We start from the raw sequence: 16,896 nt of genomic DNA, 5'->3' as shown, positions 1-16,896 counted from the left end.
TCTTAAATGGAGGAATATAACTCATGCCATTAGATTATTTTGCCCCAGGAGTCTACGTTGAAGAGGTAGACCGAGGCAGTCGCCCGATTGAGGGCATTAGTATGAGTGTCGCCGGTTTCATTGGGTTTACCGAGGATATACGCGGTGATGCCGAATTATTCAAACCCATGCTGATTACCACTTGGGATCAGTATTTGCAGTCTTTTGCCAAAGAAGGCTCTGATGGTTTCACAGACTTTGGCGCCTATTTACCCTTTGCGGTTCAAGGGTGGTTCCTCAATGGTGGCGGTCGCTGTTGGGTGACCAGTATTGGCACTAAACTACCGGGTGCTGAACCGCCGCCAATCGAGCAAACGGGGACTAAGATTCTCACAGCCGGAAATCGCCCCTCTTTACAATTCACGCTTAAACCGGCTGAATCTGAATCAGAAGAAGGGGGAGCCTTAGCGCTACCCGGTGCAGATGAACCCCGGCTGCGGGTGGTGATTCAAGAAAGCACACCCAAACCCTTACCCGAAGACGCACCCGAAGATGCCGAAACCCCGTACAACACGGGTGAATTTTTTGACCTAATTGTGGCACGCGGCGAAGAGGTATTGGAACGGTATGACCACCTGACCATGAATCCGGAAGCGGAAACCCAGGTGGCTGACTATGTAGTTACCGCTGTTGAAGATTCGGAATTTATCCAGGCGGTTGACATCTCCCAAAGTGGACAACCTCTGTCACGGCGACCCATGCAGGGGTCTTATGAGATTACGCCACCCCCTTACATTTCTGACCCGGAACATTTTGCCCGTGATTTACAAGGACAACGGGATGACCGCACCGGGACACAGGGGATTTTTGAAATTGATGAAGTCGCCATGATTGCTTGTCCTGACTTGATGAAAGTGTATCAAGAAGGGTTGATGAACTTAGAACAAGTTCATGGTGTCATGGAAATGATGCTGAGTATGTGCGAGAATTCCTTCCCTGGTCCAGCTTACCGGATGGCGGTTCTCGACGCACCCCCAGTCAAGCCGACAAAAGGAGATAACCCGGTTTCGGCTGACCAACAGAAGCCTCAAGATGTCGCCGCTTGGTTAAGACAGTTTAACCGCCGTTCCATGTTTGGCGCTCTTTATTATCCCTGGATTAAAGTGGCGAACCCTCGTAATGGTGGACGCCCGATTTATGTCCCCCCCAGTGGTCACATGATGGGGATTTGGTGTCGCACTGATGAAACACGCGGCGTGTTCAAAGCACCGGCTAATGAAACGCCGCGAGGTGTGACAGGTTTAGCCTATGACACCAATATGCGGGAACAGGAACTGTTGAACCCGATGGGAATTAACTGTATCCGTAACTTCGCCAATTACAACCGAGGCTACAAGGTTTGGGGCGCTCGCACCTTGGTGGAACAGGATAACGTGCAATGGCGTTATATCAGTGTTCGCCGCTTACTGAGTTACATTGAGAAATCCATTGAAATTGGGACACAGTGGGTGGTGTTTGAGCCAAATGACCAAATTCTCTGGGCGCGGGTACGCCGCACGGTTAGCAATTTCCTGGAACGGTTGTGGCGTGAGGGAGCATTGTTTGGGACTGCGCCTTCGGAATCGTTCTACGTTAAGTGCGATGGGGAAATCAATACCCATGAGACAATTATGCTGGGTCGTCTCTATGTAGAAGTCGGTGTTTGTCCAGTACGTCCGGCTGAATTTGTGATCTTCCGGATTAGTCAGTGGGCACCGAATCAATAGGTTCTGAATCCTACCCAAGCAATCGCCTTGGGTAGATATAGTAGGGGCGACCCGCTTCCATGAATGAATAACTCGAATCCATTCAATGGGTTCGGGTCGCCCTGTCCTTTCACCCTAAGTCCAGCCAAGTAAATAATTGTTAAGGGGAAGAGGGCGGAAAATACAATAAAAAGGGAAGGGAACTGGGATTTCATCGAACGCTTAACAGCAACTCACAGACCTTGACATTTTGTAATCGCTCAGAGCGAAAATTCATGCTATAACAGAAGTCTCTAACGGTTAAACTGTCTGATTATAGCTTGATAATTTTGTCAATTTGTTAAGTTCTGTATCGGAAACGCATCAAAACAAAACGTTGACAAGTGACTGTAAGGAGATAAAGATATGGCTGACCTATTAAAACCCCTTGCCCCTAGTAGTTTTTCCTGTGATATTGATGGTTTGGGCGAACTTTCGTTTCAAAGCGTGAAAGTTCCTGAGTACAAGCCGAAACTAGCGGGTGAAGCTGCCGTGGTTGGCTCCATGAAAGGTGGGAAATCAGAGCGGCAGATTAACTCGGCTGGCTTCGAGGAAGTCGTCACCTTTGATTTGATATGCCTCTCTAGCCCAAGTCCCACCAGTGCTAGTGTAGTCATGTGGAAATGGTTCAAAGCTTGTCTGCCTCCCTCCGATGGTGGTGAGGGCAAATGGGCGGATAGCAAAAAAACAGGAAGTATCTTTGCCTACAATAATGCTGATGAGGTTGTAGCCCAGTGGGACTTCCAAGAAGCATGGCCCTCGAAAATGAGCATTGCTGAACTAGATGTCAACGGCAAAGATTATTTGAAAGAAACCTGGACGGTAGTGTGCGAAAATTGCACTCGCGTGATGTAGAAAATCGGAACGGTTTTATGATCAGCAGCTATCTAATTAACTGAATTATCTGGGAGTTGAACCATGGCGGATATTGAATATAACACTTGTGCTTCTTTCTACTTTGACTGTGATGGGATGGAGCTAGTCATCGAAAAATGCACAATTCCTTCGATTGAAATGAAAACAGCCGCAGGAAGTGGTGCAATTGGTTGCGGAAGAGAGGGAAAAACCCAAACTCAAACCACCCCTGGTGCAGTCGAGTATGGCTCGGCTCTGAAAATTGAATATGTGGCAGGTAACGAGGGGGATCAACAGAAAATAACCGATTGGTATAAGAAATGCCACGCCACTTCGTTCTCTGGCGGTGCTACAGAGTCCAGGAAAAACCGGAAAACGGCATCACTGTTTGTTTATGATATGAATGGCAATATTGGGTGTCAGTATGATTTCACCGATTGTTTCCCGAGTAATCTGACCCAAACCAGTCAATTTGATGTTGGTAAACCGGGAGAATTGGCGAAAGATACGATGGAGATCCGGTTCACTCAAATGGTACGGGCAGACGTGTAATGTGAGTATTGCCTCAATTGACAATCGATTTTATTTTATGAACTGCCTTGGTGTTTCTTGGGAAAACACCGGGCAGTGCTTTGTCCATTTACAGATAACAACAGAGGCAAAGGCAAAGGAGGTGAACAGTGGCAGAAATTGAAATTCTGACGCGATCGCGCTTTTACTTAGAGTTAATATTAGATGGGAGTAATGACGCTGTCGATGGTCTGTTTGAGGAATGTAAAGGCTTTAAAGCCACCCAGGACGTTGTTGAAGTCTGCGAGGTAACGCCGCAGAAGTGGGGAAAAAGTGGGAACTCTAGAGGTCGAATGGTTCGCACGAAGGTTCCTGGTAATATCACTTACACCAATCTCACCTTGAAACGAGGTTTAAATATTTCCATGACGCTGTGGAATTGGCTCAATTCTGTCCAAGAAGGAGCAAATTGGGAAGAGCAACGGCGTAATGGTGCATTAGTTATTTATGATACGGCATCCGAGGAGCAGTTTCGATTTGAATTTAAAGGCGCGTGGCCCGTTAGCTACCAAATTTCTGATTTGAATGTCAGAGGAGATGAGTATCAAATCGAAGAAGTCGAGGTGACAGTTGAACAGTTAAGACGAATTAAACCAGGGACATGATTCAAACCGAGTTTGAATTTGATCTTCCCAAAGGATATCTGGATGGGGAGGGAAACTTGCACCGTAAGGGGGTAATGCGGTTAGCACGGGCGATTGACGAAATCGTTCCCATGCGTGATCCGCGCGTGAAGTCTAATCCTGCTTATGCCACGGTGATTATTTTATCGCGAGTGATTTTGCGTTTGGGGGCTTTAGATGAAGTCACTCCGACAGTAATTGAAAATTTATTTGCCTGTGATCTCAATTATTTGCAACAATTTTATCGTCAAATTAATGAATTAGAACCTGATAACCAAGTAGAACAGAGTTCTAGTTTGTCGGCACAATCTGGATCAATTACATCTGATTCTGAATGATATAAAATTATTTTTTTGTCAACCCTAAATATCAAAAAGCAGGTTTTGATACAGATGGTTAAGTAAAGGGCGACCCGATCCAATTGAGTGGATAAACTTGTTGATTGATGCAGCGGGTCGCCCCTACAGGAGAACTAAAAAGACGAATAACTAAGGACTAATGACTAATGACTAATAACTATGGACTATACCTATTTTGAATTTACTCTACCCAAAGGTTTAGTTGATACCAATGGTGGTATTCATCACCATGGGATAATGCGCCTGGTTACAGGCAAAGATGAGATTGTAGTTGACAAAGATAGCCGAGTGCAGCAAGAACCCTATTACCGCATTTTGGTAATTTTGTCTAGAGTTATCACCCGTCTAGGTAATCTTTCTCCGGTTACGCCCAAACTATTAGAACAACTTTTTTTAGTAGATTTGATCTATTTACAGAACTTTTTTAATTATATCAATCAGCATCAGGGAGGATTAGCGCGATCGGGGGAATTTTAGGCTACCCCTTGGATCGTTTATACCAAGAGGTAGCCTTAATTGCTTTTTACTTTCACTGGTCATTAGATGATATTCTCAAGCTAGACCATGAAGAACGGCTGCGCTGGGTTGGCGAAATCCGTCGATTCACCCAAAAAGGATAGCCGCTTTGTTCATGGTTCATTGTTGATTGTTCAGGGGAAATATATCTAAATGATCAATTCCCTGTTTCCTGTTCCCTGTTCCCTAAAAAATGACCAATGACAAACGACTAGATTGGCTACAGGCTCAACCCGACGGATGTTTACTGTTCAAGCCATCCGGGGTTCACTTTGTTATGGTGGAAAAAAGCCAATCTATCATCCGAGTCGCCTTAATTGACCGGGATTATTTAACCTCAGATTTTGTCCAATCTCAGCTTGATTTCAATGATCCGCTTAACTTAATCTCCCCCTACAGCCAAGCCATGCTACTTAGCTTAGTTTGGCAACCTAAACCCAAACGAGTCTATGGCGCTGGATTTGCCGGGGGTCGAATTCCGGCGGTTTTGCATCACTACTTTCCCCAGGTTCAGATTGAATGTACGGAAATTGAACCTCTTTTAATTGAGATTGCCAAAGAGTTTTTTGGTGTCCCGTTTGATCAACGCCTCAAGGTTATCCTCCAAGATGGACGAGACTATCTGGCTAAGCAAAACCCTGATGTCCGCTACGATATAATTTTCACCGACGCTATTATCGGCAACGGTTACACGCCCTATCGGTTAGCCACTCAAGAATTCTATCAACTCTGCCAAGAACACCTGTCTGCAGATGGGGTTTTGGCGGTGAATCTATTTCAACGAGAACGGTTTTATGCTGACAAAGTAAAAACCATTCAAGCCGTATTTGCCCAGGTTTATCTGTGTCCCTTAGCGGTGGGGAATACCGTTGTGCTGGCGACGAATAGTCCGCCACTGAATTTGTCGGAAATCCTGGAACGAATCCAAGTGTTGCAAAAAGACCATCAATTTGCCTTCCCCTTGTCAGAAACCGCTGTTCAGGTAAAAATAGGGTCACAGTTGATTGAGTGTATCCCTGAGTTAGACCAAGCTAAAGTGCTTGTGGATAATCAGCCACCAGTCGGTTACTTTGATGATCTGCCTTCATTCAATCCTCTATTTGCTCAAGGTGTTAGCACTCGCCCCTGTCCCTGTGGATCAGGTCAATTGTTTCAAGCTTGTCATGGCAGATTCAATGTCAACTGTCAATCGTCAACCGTGGAAACCTCTGAGTCATCATAATGAGTAATTCTCTAGCCATTGCTACCGTAACCGCCACTCTACAACGAATCGTACAGACGTCGATTCAGGACGATATTAGTGGGGCGACGGTGACCACCCTACGACCTAATGAAGTGGGAACAGCGACTCCCCAAGTGGGTGTGAATGTGTTTCTCTACCAGGTTCAGATTAACCATGCGTGGCGTCAACAGGCTGAAGTACAAGCCCGCAGTCGGAGAAACCCAGGTGCTAAGCGATCGCAAACTGCCCTAGACTTACATTACATGATTAGTTTCTACGGCAATGATAACGACTTACAGCCGCAACGGTTAATGGGTAGTGTGATGGGTGGTCTTAACGACTGGCGTACTCTAAAAAAAGAGAGGATTGAGCGGACTCTCCATGATTCTACCTATCACTATTTATTAGAGTCTGACTTACCGGATCAGATCCAAGAAATCTCCCTGTGGCCCCTCGATTTGTCCCTAGAAGATTTATCCAAAGCCTGGTCAGCTTTTTTTCAAACCACTTACTTGTTATCGGTGGCGTATCGGGCTAGGGTAATTATGCTGGAAGGGCAAGAAGCTGGCAGTAGACCTTTGCCAGTACGTGCTCGTTCCTTAGATGGAATCGTTCCCTTTACCAATCAGCCGAAGATTGATCGGATCATTGCTCAAGCTGGACGATTGGAACCCATATTAGCAGACAGTACTGTCTTAATTCAAGGCAACCATTTAAAAAGCGATATCACCCAAGTTTGGATTGGGGAAATGGAAGTCACCCCCAGTGAAATTACCGATACCCAAATTGTATTACCCCTGTCCTCTATACCCACTGATTCATTACAGGCGGGAATGCATAGTCTGCAAGTAGTGCATCGTCTTGCCAAAGTGATGCCACCCACATCGAGTAATGGTAATGGGGCGAGTCAGACAAGTGGGAATGGGGGTCAAATGCAAACGGTTAATCAGCCTCAAACCTTTGTTTCTAGTATTCAGTCCAATGTATCTCCCTTGGTGATTCGTCCCACGATTACCAAAACCACGGTATCCAAAAAAGAAGTTGATGATGAAGATTTGCGGTCTGCGGAAATACGGGTACGTTCCAATTTAACTGTAGGCAAAAAGCAGCGCGTTTTGTTAGCCCTGAATGAAATTGATACGAATCAACCTGCGGCTTATTTGTTTGAAGCTTCTCCTCGCCAGACAGATGTGATTTGGGTTTCTTTCCCCGTGGAACGGATGAAAGGAGGACGCTATTTAGTTCGTTTGTTGGTTGATGGTGCAGAAAGTCCGCTGATTGTGGATACTGAACCGGATAGTTCGACATTTAATCAGTATGTGGGTCCGAGAATATCGATTTGAATGGTTGATTGTTCATTGCTTTAGACATTCTAAATTTGTGCTAGTTGGTTATCCTTTATGCCGGAGAAGAGGATGAACGAAGATTTTATCAGACAAAAACTTAATCAAGAGTTGGATTCAATTAGTATTAACAAGTTGACCCAACTGGGTAATCAAGCGGTTCAGTTGGGGCTAATTGCAGGTCATGGTTATCATAAGGGTAAATATGAAATTCTGCGTCAGGGTGAGGCGTTACTGATGTCGCCTGATCAGGCTCAAACCTATTTGGAAAAGCTGATTCAGGAGGTGACATGAAGCTGCAATAATTAAGCCCTGAACTAAAGTTCTGGCTAAAAGCTTAAACCCGTTAAAACGGGTTCAAATACTTACCCAGTCGTTCCGTTATTTTGTGCTGGGGGTAACTTCAGTTTAATAAATATTCCTATGGATCAATCAGCTAATTTGATAGATTAGAATTACGCCCGGAAACCAATACAATTAGGGGCTAAAGCCCCGACTACGAACCAGTATCCGTAATTTTACTGAAGGATTCGCCGCCATCCTCACAGAATTGGGTACTTTTTCGGTCAACAGTTTGCCTAAAAGTGGTGAAAATTAAGGAAACCATTCCTGTATAACCGCTTCTAGGATAAGACTTCTCATGGGCAATCCCGTGCAGCATAGATTAATTCAATCTGACCCTAAATGGCAAGCTTTTTTCTATCAGTCAGCCGATCTCTTCTGTATTATCGAACCTGACGGCAGGATTGGACAACTCAACCCCGCTTGGCGCAGGGTATTGGGGTGGACACCGGAAAATGTGCGATCGCGCCGTTGGATTGAACTTGTTCATCCAGAGGATGTTACCGCCACGCTGACGGCTTTAGCCACGAAAGCTGTTCCTGTTTCCTTTCGGAACCGTTATCGCCACCGTGAGGGGAACTATCACTGGTTAGAGTGGACATGGAATTACGACGAGGCGGGATATGGGTATGCTGTCGCCAGAGAAATCATTGATCAACTCCCCGGAGAATGTGAACTGGATCGCTTTTTCAATATGTCCATTAATCTCATGGCTATTGCGGGAAGCGATGGGTATTTCAAACGAGTGAATCCCGCCTTTGAAAGGGTTCTCGGCTATCCCCTAACGGAACTTTTAACTCAACCCTTTCTAGAATTTGTCCATCCCGATGATCGCGCCGCCACCTTAACTGAAATAGAAAAACTGGCGACAGGTACGACATCCATTCAATTTGAGAATCGCTGTCGCTGTCAAGATGGTTCCTATCGCTGGTTAGCTTGGAATAGCGCCTCATTTCCAGCTAAAGGGTTAATTTATGCGGTGGGATGCGATATTACTGAACAGAAGCAGACTGAAGCCATTCTCCAAGAAACTCAAGAACGGTATGAATTGGTAGCGGAAGGATCTAATGATGGACTTTGGGATTGGAATCTGGAAACGGATCACGTTTACTATTCTCCCCGTTGGAGTCAAACTTTAGGGTATCACGTTGATGAAATTTCCGATCGCGCTACTGAATGGTTGAATCGGATTCATCCCGGCGATCGGGAACGAGTATTGGCTACATTTCAAGACTATATTGACGGATTAACCCCCAGCTTAGAACTGGAACACCGTATCCTGGATCAAGAGGGGAATTATCGCTGGATTTTGTCCCGTGGCGCGAGTTTACGGGATGCTAACGGTAAGCCTTATCGGATTGTTGGGTCAAATCGGGATATTAGCGATCGCAAGCGTACCCTGTCTACACTGCGGTTAACTCAAGAACGCCTGCGTTATCTCCTCTCTCATAGTCCGGCGGTACTCTATAGTCGCCAGGTTTCCGGGAACTATGGCATTACGTTTATGAGTAATAATACAGCAACTGTTGTGGGATACTCTGCCCAAGACTTTACCAATGATCCGCAGTTTTGGGCAAATCATATTCATCCCGAAGATGTTCCCCGTGTTTTCGCCAATTTACCCAAAGTTTTTGACACGGGACATTATAGTTATGAATACCGCTTCTTACATCAGGATGGCATCTATCGCTGGATGCATGATGAACTAAAACTGATTTGCGATGAAGCCGGGAATCCTTTAGAAATGGTCGGGTTTTGGACGGACATTACCGAAAAAAAACATGCCGATATTATCCTGCAACAACAAACCAAAGCCTTACAAGACGCCCATCAACGTTTAGGCTTTCATGTGGAAAATTCTCCCTTAGCTGTCGTGGAATGGGATAACCAGTTTCGGGTGCAGCGTTGGTCAAAACAAGCCGAAAAAATCTTTGGCTGGACGATATCAGAGGTATTAGGAAAGCGTTCAGCAGATTGGCAGTTTATTTATCAAGAAGATATTCAGATTGTCCAGCAAGAAATGAGTCGGTTACTGGATGGAAGTACCTCCAGTGTTGTCTACCAAAATCGCAATGTGACCAAAGATGGGAGAGTAGTGATTTGTCAATGGTACGAATCTGCCCTTTTAGATGAATCGGGTAATATGGTCTCAATTTTGTCCCTAGTACAAGATATCACGGCAGCCAAACAAACCGAGGAAGCCTTGCGCCATAACGCCGAAATGCTGCGGCTACTTTTAGAATATACCCCCGCCGCGATCGCGATGTTCGATAACCAGATGAATTACCAGTTAGTCAGTCGCCGCTGGTTAGATGACTATCATTTAGGAAACCAAAATATTATCGGCAAAAATCACTACGAACTCTTTCCCGAAATCCCCGATACTTGGAAACAAATTCATCAACGTTGTCTCCAAGGTGCGAGTGAACAGTGTGACGAAGACTTATTTATCCGCGCCGATGGTGAGACGCAATGGATTTCCTGGGAAATCCGTCCTTGGATTGGCAATAGTGGCGACATTAGCGGCATTATTATGAACACTGAAGTCGTCACGGAACGGAAACAAGCCAAAGAAAAACTCAAAGAACTAAATCAAGAATTATGGCAATCAAATCGCGACTTAGAACAGTTTGCCTATGTCGCCTCCCACGATTTACAAGAACCATTACGCGCTGTTAATAGTTACGCCCAACTTCTCAGCCGTAAGTATCAAAACCAACTGGATGCAAAGGCAGATAAATACCTCCATTATATTATGGATGGGGCGACCCGGATGCAGCAATTAATCAATGACTTGCTGGAATTTTCACGGGTGGGAACGCGAGGGAAACCCCTACAACCCACGGATAGTGAGGCAATTATCCGACAAGCAATGGAGAATTTAAAAGTCGCGATCGCAGAAAGTAAAGCAATGGTTACTTATGACGCCCTACCCACTGTCATTGCTGATCAAACTCAATTAACTCAACTCTTCCAAAACCTAATCGGTAACGCAATTAAATTTCGGCGTGAAACCCCACCAAGCGTCCATATTTCTGCCCAAAAACAGGGCAACGAATGGACGTTTATTGTTCGAGATAATGGGATTGGCATGGAATCAGAATATTTAGAACGCATTTTTACAATATTCCAGCGCTTACATTCTCGCCGCGACTATCCTGGAACCGGAATTGGTTTGGCTATCTGTAAGAAAATTGCCGAACGTCATGGAGGACGAATTTGGGTCAATTCTGAGTTAGGAATTGGCACAACCTTTTATTTCACGATTCCGGTTTAATTGTCCAATCTACCACTATTCAATTCATCATTGATCATGACCATGGCTTTTATTAAGACAGTTCGACCGATAGAAATCCTCCTAGTTGAAGACTCTCCCAGCGATGCTGATCTCACCGTTGACGCCTTTAGTGAAGCCAGAGTTCTCAACAATTTACACTGGGTTGAAGATGGCGTAGAAGCCCTAACATTTTTACGACGCCAAGGTCAATATAGTGACGTTCCCCGCCCGGATTTAATTTTGCTTGACCTGAATATGCCTAAAAAAGATGGGCGTGAGGTTTTAGCGGAAATCAAAGCGGATTCCAAACTGAAGCGCATTCCGGTAATTATTCTGACCACATCAGCCGCTGAGAGAGATATCCTGAAAACCTACGAATTGAATGGAAACTGTTATGTAACTAAACCCATTGATGTCGAACAATTTATGTCAGTTGTCAAGATAATTGAAGCCTTTTGGTTAGCTGTGGTTCAACTACCTTCGGAGTAACAACAATGTCTATATCCCCGCCCATAAAAATATTGCTAGTCGAAGATAACCCGGCTGATGCTGATCTGTTGCAAGAAATTCTGGAAGACGCCGAAGAAATGCCATGGTCACTGGTACATGTCGAACAACTTAAAGATGCGTTGTCAACAGTACAGAATAATGACTTTGATGTCGTGTTATTAGATTTATCTCTTCCTGATAAACAAGGATTAGGAACTGTGGCAAAAACCCATGAAACTGTACCGGATTTACCGATTGTGGTTCTCACGGGATTAAATGATAAAGTGAATGCCTTAGAAGCCTTACGCCAAGGGGCGCAAGATTATCTAGTTAAAGGTAAAATTGATCAGGAATTATTGACCCGTTCAATTCGCCATGCCATTGAGCGATCGCAAACCTTAAAACGGCTGCGCCAGAGTGAGGAGAAACTCCAACAGCTCAATGAGGAACTCGAATGTCGCGTCGCTAAACAAACGGAAGAACTGCGAGAAAAAAATCATGATTTACAACAAGAAATTGCCCAGCGCCAGCATTTAGAAGCCGAACTGCGTCAGAGTTTAACCAAAGAAAAAGAACTCAGCGAACTCAAATCCAATATTATCTCTGTCGTCTCCCATGAATATCGCACCCCCTTAGCTACGATTCTGTCATCCAGCGAATTACTGCAACATTATGGTCATAAATGGCAGGAGGATAAAAAGCAGCGGCATTTCCAACGGATTCAAAATACAATCCACCACATGACTCAGTTAATTAGTGATGTATTATTGATTAATAAAGCGGAAGCAGGTAAACTGGAATTTAAACCTGTACCTATCGATTTAGAGGCATTTTGCCAAGAATTAGTGGAAGAGTTACAACTGACGGTGAAAACGCCGCATCAGATTGGATTTCGCTGTCAAGGTAAGTCACGATGGGTTGGTCTTGATGAGAAACTATTACGACAATTTTTAACCAATTTACTGTCAAATGCGATTAAGTATTCCCCAGAGGGAGGAACGGTAGAATTTGACCTGATCTTTGATGCTGATCAGGTCAAGTTCACGATTAAAGACCAAGGAATTGGGATTCCCGAAAAAGAGCAATCTCAATTATTTGATGCCTTTTATCGCAGTAGTAATGTAGGGACAATATCGGGAACGGGATTAGGATTAGCGATTGTCAAAAAATGCGTAGAACGCCATCAGGGTGAAATTGCGGTAGACAGTGAAGTGGGGAAGGGAACAACATTTATTGTGACGATTCCTGTAGGTTCTGAACTGTCATCAGAATCCTTAAACATTGTCGGGTGCATTTAGCGTTCGCGCAGCGTTCCCGTTCGCGCAGCGTTCCCGTAGGGTAGGGTAGGGTAGGGTAGCGTAACGCATCATTGGTCTGTTTCGCACTAAAATGGTGGAATAGATTGGGTTCGTAGTAGGGGCTTTAGCCCCATATTTTATAGATTGTCTGGGCGTAACACTAATTCATCAAATTAGGTGCGCCACGCCGCCATCGTGAGGAGAGTATTCGCAAAGCGTTCCCCAAGGGTAGCGTAACGCACCATTACTCAGTTTCGCACAGACACAATCATTAGACGGCGGTGGGAGTAGTTGCGATCGCGGCGAGGCGTTGGAATAAAGCATTTTAAGGCACTAAAGTGCCTACTACAAACAAATTTTAATTAAATTAGGTAAGCCCACATTCCTATTTAAGACCGGAGTCTAAACCAGAATGTGAGCTTACCCTGTCAGGGCTTCACGGGTTCATTGATCTGCCTTTATATAGGGTTTTTTCAGGCAGGGTGCTTTCGCTTTCTCTATTGTGCAGCCGAACCTCAGCCAATTGGGTATAGTTTTGATGAAATCTGCTCGGATAAATATTAAATTTCTGTGAAAGTTGCCCCTACAGGTCGCTTTTGACACAGGTGAAGTACTGAAATAGATTTTACGGTTAAATCGGGCGCAAGACCCTGCATTGATGCCAACTTAAGTCCCAGCCCCTACCCCCCTCATTCCCCCCTCGCAGGGAGGATGACAAAGGATGCGGGAGCTTTTGTTGTACGGGGGAGGACAGAAGATAGAGAGGGTTCTTTGTCAACCCTGTAGCTGGCTTGCAGGAGAAGCAGTATCATACCTGCGTTATTGTCTTTTAGTCAATTAGTTGAGAATAATTAGCATTTGGTTCTGATCTGGCTTAAACTAGGGGACGGGAGTGAAATCCGGCTAAAACTCCCTGTCATAGCAGTTCTTATGGAAAAATTAATGTCTGGCAACGGACATTAATGATAATATATTGCATTTTGAGAGAAAAATGAATCCCTGGAGTTTCCAACCTAAAACTGGTCAAGTGATTGACATTAATCAAGCCGATCGGTGGCAAGTGTACCGCCGTTTACAGGAACTATCGATCGCGAGTCACTGCGGGATGAACCAGCCACTCACGGCTGAGATTCATGATCCGGTGACGGCGATTCAACTGTGGAGTGTAGTCAGACAGTTAACTGTACCACGCCGAGATCTAGCCTCTTGGCTGGAAGACTGCTGGCGGCTTCCTAGCCGCAGTCGGAAGAGGGGGAGATGAGGCAGATGGGGAAGCTGGGGGAGCAGGGGGAGCAGGGGGAGCAGGGGGAGATAGGGGAGATAGTCGTTAAATCCGCTTCTATACTCTTCTCAAAACTATATCCTCGAACCATGTCCTCGAACAAAGTGTAAGGAGAAGTCAAAACTCATCAACATTCCATGAAACAAGCAGCGATTCTATATCTAGAGGATATTACCAAGCACTATGATCAACATAGGACTCCAGCCGTTGATCGGGTGACGCTGACTTTGCGTCAAGGTGATTTACTGGGGTTATTGGGTCCCTCTGGCTGTGGCAAAACCACTCTATTGCGGATTGTGGCAGGGTTTGAGCGTCCTCAGTCGGGACTTGTTGTCTTAGCTGGACGCCCGGTGGCGGGTTCAGGGTATTGGATACCTCCAGAACAACGGAACACGGGTATGGTGTTTCAAGATTATGCCTTGTTCCCTCACCTGAATGTGGCGGAGAATGTTGCTTTTGGCTTGAAAAACCGCCGTAGTGGGATGAGTCGGACATCTATTAAGAAAAATACGGCTGACGCGATCGCACTGGTAGGATTATCAGGATTAGAGAAACGCTACCCCCACGAACTATCGGGAGGACAACAGCAGCGAGTCGCCCTCGCCCGGGCGTTAGCACCACGTCCCAGTTTAATCTTATTAGATGAACCCCTGAGTAATCTGGATGTGCAAGTGCGTCTACGGTTGCGCCAAGAGGTGCGATCAATCCTCAAAGAAATTGGCACATCGGCAATTTTTGTCACCCACGACAGAGAAGAAGCCCTATCCATCTGTGATCAAGTGGGAGTGATGCGGGCGGGATATTTAGAACAGTTGGGAACCCCGGAAGAAATTTATACTAACCCAGCCTCTCGTTTTGTCGCCGAATTCGTCACCCAAGCCAATTTTTTACCCGCCCGTCGTCGGGGACAGTTCTGGGAAACGGAGGTGGGTTTGTTTGAAATCAGCAATGGAGAATGTCACGGTAACATCCAATTCCCCAATGACGCCATTCCTGATTGTGGGGAATTAATGCTGTTGGAAGAAAACGTAATTCTCAAACCCGATAATGATGCACCCATCTTAATTCGCGATCGCCATTTTTTAGGTCGCGAGTATCGGTATTGTCTCCAAACCCCGTCTGGCAAAGAACTCCACGCTCGTACCGCCCGGAATACACCCTTACCTGTGGGAATCAGAGTTCGATTGTCTGTGGCTGATTCATCGATCCCAATTTTCCCCACAATTGCCACAAGTACACCCATAACTCCAGCCTATTCGTAGTTCGTAGTTCGTAGTTCGTAGTTCGTAGTTCGTAGTTCGTAGTTCGTAGTTCGTAGTAAGGGCTTTAGCCCTTCTTCTTTGATCTACAGCTTTTTAGACTGGAGAATTTTCTCAATTTGGGGTTGGTGGCGAGCAATCACAACCAAGCGATCGCCCAACATGAGTTGTTCATTTTTGGGTGGATTAACCAGAGTCTCTCGATGTCCCTGAGTTAGCCGTTCCACAGCGACTAAAATACTATCTAACTCCTCTTTTATCCATTGAGCCGCATTCCAAAATGAAATACCATTCCATTGCTGAGGTAGAGGAATTTTATAGATTTGGTTCCCCATCTGCACAGTGAGCAATTCCGCTAACACATCCACAGAACCCCAATTTCGGACGGAAGTCGCCATTAAATGACTCGCCAATTCATCTGCGACAATCACATCTTCCACTCCCGCTACTCGCAGTTGTACATTATTTTTACCATCAAGAAGTTGAGCGCAGGTGTAGATACCCGGATGCAGTTTTTCAATCGTTAATGCGGCTAAAACAGTTCGTGCATCCCGATCCTGATCGCTGCGCGGATGAGTCGCATCTGCCAACAAAATAGCGCGTGAAGTATGATAAATCCCCACCGCTTCCAGGACATCAATTGTCGTGTAATCCCCAGTATAGAAGTAAATTTGGGAACGATTAATATGTTTAAGTTCTCGTTCTGGTGTTTGGATAAATTCAGCCACCACGACAATCGGATGATGTTTTAAACTGGGATCGGCTTGCAGTTGCTCAATCAGCAGATGTCCACTGCGATTCCAGCCACAGATAACAATATGATCGCGTAGTTCGTCTAATTCCCAGTGTTTAATTTCCATCACTGTTCTCAATCGTTGTACCATGACGGCGGAAACGACACCCGTAAACATGGCAAACATAGTCAAGCCACCCAGGATTACTATGAGTGTAACCAATCGTCCCGCATCGGTTTGAGGTTCGCCGCCAATGGGTTCTCCGGATACAAGGGTAAAAAAGCTCCACCAGAGGGAATCCTTCACAGAGGCGAAATCAGGATTGGTAAACCCCTCTAGCAAGTGAATCGCGATCGCGCCGACTAAAATAATTAAACCGACAACCAGCAATACGCCAATCTGGACACCAATACTTGTGGCTAAGGTAGAACCAAGACGGTTTAAATTCTGATTTAATAGGATTCCTACCCGCAATAGCCGTAAGAGACGCAACACCCGCAACAGGCGAAAGGCTCGCAATAGGGGCAATACGGCAATAATGTCTAACCAATAGTGGCGGAAAAAACGGCGTTTTTTTATAGCAGAAAAATAGCGAATTGTCAACTCGATAATAAAGATGCCGGTGAGTAGTTCTTGAGTCAGATAGATAAGTTTATAGGTTTGATTTTTACTGTCAAGCGTGACTTCCGCAATCACGAGAATTACGGAAAGCAGAATGAGTAGGATCAGCGCCAGTTCAGTTTGGGGAGCGTGGATAAAGCGATCTAAACGGGCTTGTCGGGTTTTGTTGGGCATGTTGAGGTAGGAGAATCTCTCTTGACTTTATATATACTGAAAATAAAGTTGTAGGTGGGGTTGAATGGACGTGAAACCCAACCCAGCCAGTATCTAACCATTGCATTATTTTGGGCTGATAGCGCGGATGGGTAGGTGTTTTTTTAGGGGGTTCGGAAAAATGGCTGAA

At 45.3% G+C, this 16,896-nt stretch carries 17 protein-coding genes; 15 read left to right on the top strand and 2 right to left on the bottom strand.

What is annotated here, in order from left to right:
- Window positions 1-23 precede the first annotated feature (23 nt).
- The 13 genes from ACLFWI_RS12205 to ACLFWI_RS12145 all read left to right on the top strand — a co-directional run bounded on the left by ACLFWI_RS12205 (window position 24) and on the right by ACLFWI_RS12145 (window position 12,657).
- Window positions 24-1,745, top strand: a complete 1,722-nt coding sequence (locus ACLFWI_RS12205) for a phage tail sheath family protein (RefSeq protein WP_446413161.1) — start codon at window positions 24-26, stop codon at window positions 1,743-1,745.
- A gap of 384 nt (window positions 1,746-2,129) precedes the next feature.
- Window positions 2,130-2,618, top strand: coding sequence for a phage tail protein (locus ACLFWI_RS12200; RefSeq protein ID WP_446413160.1), 489 nt, complete (start codon window positions 2,130-2,132; stop codon window positions 2,616-2,618).
- A 63-nt stretch (window positions 2,619-2,681) separates the two neighbouring features.
- A complete protein-coding gene (locus ACLFWI_RS12195) occupies window positions 2,682-3,170 on the top strand; it encodes a phage tail protein (RefSeq protein ID WP_446413159.1) in 489 nt (162 codons plus the stop codon).
- A 128-nt stretch (window positions 3,171-3,298) separates the two neighbouring features.
- Window positions 3,299-3,793 (top strand): phage tail protein, encoded by a 495-nt coding sequence (locus ACLFWI_RS12190; protein WP_446413158.1) that lies wholly within the window; start codon window positions 3,299-3,301, stop codon window positions 3,791-3,793.
- Complete coding sequence (locus tag ACLFWI_RS12185) at window positions 3,790-4,149, top strand: hypothetical protein (RefSeq protein WP_446413157.1); 360 nt, start codon at window positions 3,790-3,792, stop codon at window positions 4,147-4,149. The genes ACLFWI_RS12190 and ACLFWI_RS12185 overlap by 4 nt, the downstream gene beginning before the upstream one ends.
- 180 nt (window positions 4,150-4,329) lie before the next feature.
- Window positions 4,330-4,647, top strand: coding sequence for a hypothetical protein (locus ACLFWI_RS12180; RefSeq protein ID WP_446413156.1), 318 nt, complete (start codon window positions 4,330-4,332; stop codon window positions 4,645-4,647).
- Between the two features lie 8 nt (window positions 4,648-4,655).
- Window positions 4,656-4,790 carry a DUF6760 family protein gene (locus ACLFWI_RS12175; RefSeq protein WP_446413155.1) on the top strand — a complete coding sequence of 45 codons (135 nt, stop codon included), beginning with the start codon at window positions 4,656-4,658 and terminating at the stop codon, window positions 4,788-4,790.
- An 89-nt stretch (window positions 4,791-4,879) separates the two neighbouring features.
- Window positions 4,880-5,908, top strand: a complete 1,029-nt coding sequence (locus ACLFWI_RS12170) for a fused MFS/spermidine synthase (RefSeq protein ID WP_446413154.1) — start codon at window positions 4,880-4,882, stop codon at window positions 5,906-5,908.
- The gene (locus ACLFWI_RS12165; RefSeq protein ID WP_446413153.1) at window positions 5,908-7,251 is read left to right on the top strand and encodes a DUF4255 domain-containing protein; all 1,344 of its coding nucleotides are present in this window, start codon (window positions 5,908-5,910) and stop codon (window positions 7,249-7,251) included. The genes ACLFWI_RS12170 and ACLFWI_RS12165 overlap by 1 nt, the downstream gene beginning before the upstream one ends.
- Window positions 7,252-7,323: 72 nt before the next feature.
- Window positions 7,324-7,545, top strand: a complete 222-nt coding sequence (locus ACLFWI_RS12160) for a hypothetical protein (RefSeq protein ID WP_446413152.1) — start codon at window positions 7,324-7,326, stop codon at window positions 7,543-7,545.
- Window positions 7,546-7,891: 346 nt separating this feature from the next.
- Entirely contained in the window at window positions 7,892-10,870 is a 2,979-nt protein-coding gene (locus tag ACLFWI_RS12155; protein WP_446413151.1) for a PAS domain S-box protein, read from the top strand.
- 42 nt (window positions 10,871-10,912) lie between these two features.
- A complete protein-coding gene (locus tag ACLFWI_RS12150) occupies window positions 10,913-11,359 on the top strand; it encodes a response regulator (protein ID WP_446407080.1) in 447 nt (148 codons plus the stop codon).
- A 5-nt stretch (window positions 11,360-11,364) separates the two neighbouring features.
- A complete protein-coding gene (locus tag ACLFWI_RS12145) occupies window positions 11,365-12,657 on the top strand; it encodes an ATP-binding protein (protein WP_446413150.1) in 1,293 nt (430 codons plus the stop codon).
- A gap of 168 nt (window positions 12,658-12,825) precedes the next feature.
- Here the strand turns inward: ACLFWI_RS12145 and ACLFWI_RS12140 are convergent, their stop codons facing one another.
- Complete coding sequence (locus ACLFWI_RS12140; protein WP_446413149.1) at window positions 12,826-12,981, bottom strand: hypothetical protein; 156 nt, start codon at window positions 12,979-12,981, stop codon at window positions 12,826-12,828.
- Window positions 12,982-13,648: 667 nt separating this feature from the next.
- Between ACLFWI_RS12140 and ACLFWI_RS12135 the strand changes: the two genes are divergently transcribed.
- Together ACLFWI_RS12135 and ACLFWI_RS12130 are read left to right on the top strand one after the other, a co-directional pair.
- Window positions 13,649-13,918 carry an Asr1405/Asl0597 family protein gene (locus ACLFWI_RS12135; protein ID WP_446413148.1) on the top strand — a complete coding sequence of 90 codons (270 nt, stop codon included), beginning with the start codon at window positions 13,649-13,651 and terminating at the stop codon, window positions 13,916-13,918.
- A 158-nt stretch (window positions 13,919-14,076) separates the two neighbouring features.
- On the top strand, window positions 14,077-15,201 hold the full coding sequence (locus ACLFWI_RS12130) for an ABC transporter ATP-binding protein (RefSeq protein WP_446413147.1): 1,125 nt from the start codon (window positions 14,077-14,079) through the stop codon (window positions 15,199-15,201).
- An 83-nt stretch (window positions 15,202-15,284) separates the two neighbouring features.
- Here ACLFWI_RS12130 and ACLFWI_RS12125 read toward each other — a convergent pair whose 3' ends face one another.
- Window positions 15,285-16,727 (bottom strand): ion transporter, encoded by a 1,443-nt coding sequence (locus ACLFWI_RS12125; RefSeq protein ID WP_446413146.1) that lies wholly within the window; start codon window positions 16,725-16,727, stop codon window positions 15,285-15,287.
- Between the last annotated feature and the right edge of the window lie 169 nt (window positions 16,728-16,896).

Source organism: Coleofasciculus sp. (assembly GCF_046539235.1).
GTDB lineage: Bacteria > Cyanobacteriota > Cyanobacteriia > Cyanobacteriales > Coleofasciculaceae > Coleofasciculus.
Note: the sequence above shows the minus strand (reverse complement) of the source record. Positions and strands in the feature narration are given on the sequence as shown.

Bases quoted from the DNA above. Each gene is read 5' to 3' on its own strand.
- ACLFWI_RS12150 (WP_446407080.1), top strand. From the start codon at position 10,913: ATGGCTTTTATTAAGACAGTTCGACCGATAGAAATCCTCCTAGTTGAA.
- ACLFWI_RS12130 (WP_446413147.1), top strand. From the start codon at position 14,077: ATGAAACAAGCAGCGATTCTATATCTAGAGGATATTACCAAGCACTAT.
- ACLFWI_RS12135 (WP_446413148.1), top strand. From the start codon at position 13,649: ATGAATCCCTGGAGTTTCCAACCTAAAACTGGTCAAGTGATTGACATT.
- ACLFWI_RS12200 (WP_446413160.1), top strand. From the start codon at position 2,130: ATGGCTGACCTATTAAAACCCCTTGCCCCTAGTAGTTTTTCCTGTGAT.
- ACLFWI_RS12180 (WP_446413156.1), top strand. From the start codon at position 4,330: ATGGACTATACCTATTTTGAATTTACTCTACCCAAAGGTTTAGTTGAT.
- ACLFWI_RS12140 (WP_446413149.1), bottom strand. From the start codon at position 12,981: ATGCTTTATTCCAACGCCTCGCCGCGATCGCAACTACTCCCACCGCCG.
- ACLFWI_RS12145 (WP_446413150.1), top strand. From the start codon at position 11,365: ATGTCTATATCCCCGCCCATAAAAATATTGCTAGTCGAAGATAACCCG.
- ACLFWI_RS12195 (WP_446413159.1), top strand. From the start codon at position 2,682: ATGGCGGATATTGAATATAACACTTGTGCTTCTTTCTACTTTGACTGT.
- ACLFWI_RS12155 (WP_446413151.1), top strand. From the start codon at position 7,892: ATGGGCAATCCCGTGCAGCATAGATTAATTCAATCTGACCCTAAATGG.
- ACLFWI_RS12165 (WP_446413153.1), top strand. From the start codon at position 5,908: ATGAGTAATTCTCTAGCCATTGCTACCGTAACCGCCACTCTACAACGA.
- ACLFWI_RS12125 (WP_446413146.1), bottom strand. From the start codon at position 16,727: ATGCCCAACAAAACCCGACAAGCCCGTTTAGATCGCTTTATCCACGCT.
- ACLFWI_RS12170 (WP_446413154.1), top strand. From the start codon at position 4,880: ATGACCAATGACAAACGACTAGATTGGCTACAGGCTCAACCCGACGGA.
- ACLFWI_RS12160 (WP_446413152.1), top strand. From the start codon at position 7,324: ATGAACGAAGATTTTATCAGACAAAAACTTAATCAAGAGTTGGATTCA.
- ACLFWI_RS12185 (WP_446413157.1), top strand. From the start codon at position 3,790: ATGATTCAAACCGAGTTTGAATTTGATCTTCCCAAAGGATATCTGGAT.
- ACLFWI_RS12205 (WP_446413161.1), top strand. From the start codon at position 24: ATGCCATTAGATTATTTTGCCCCAGGAGTCTACGTTGAAGAGGTAGAC.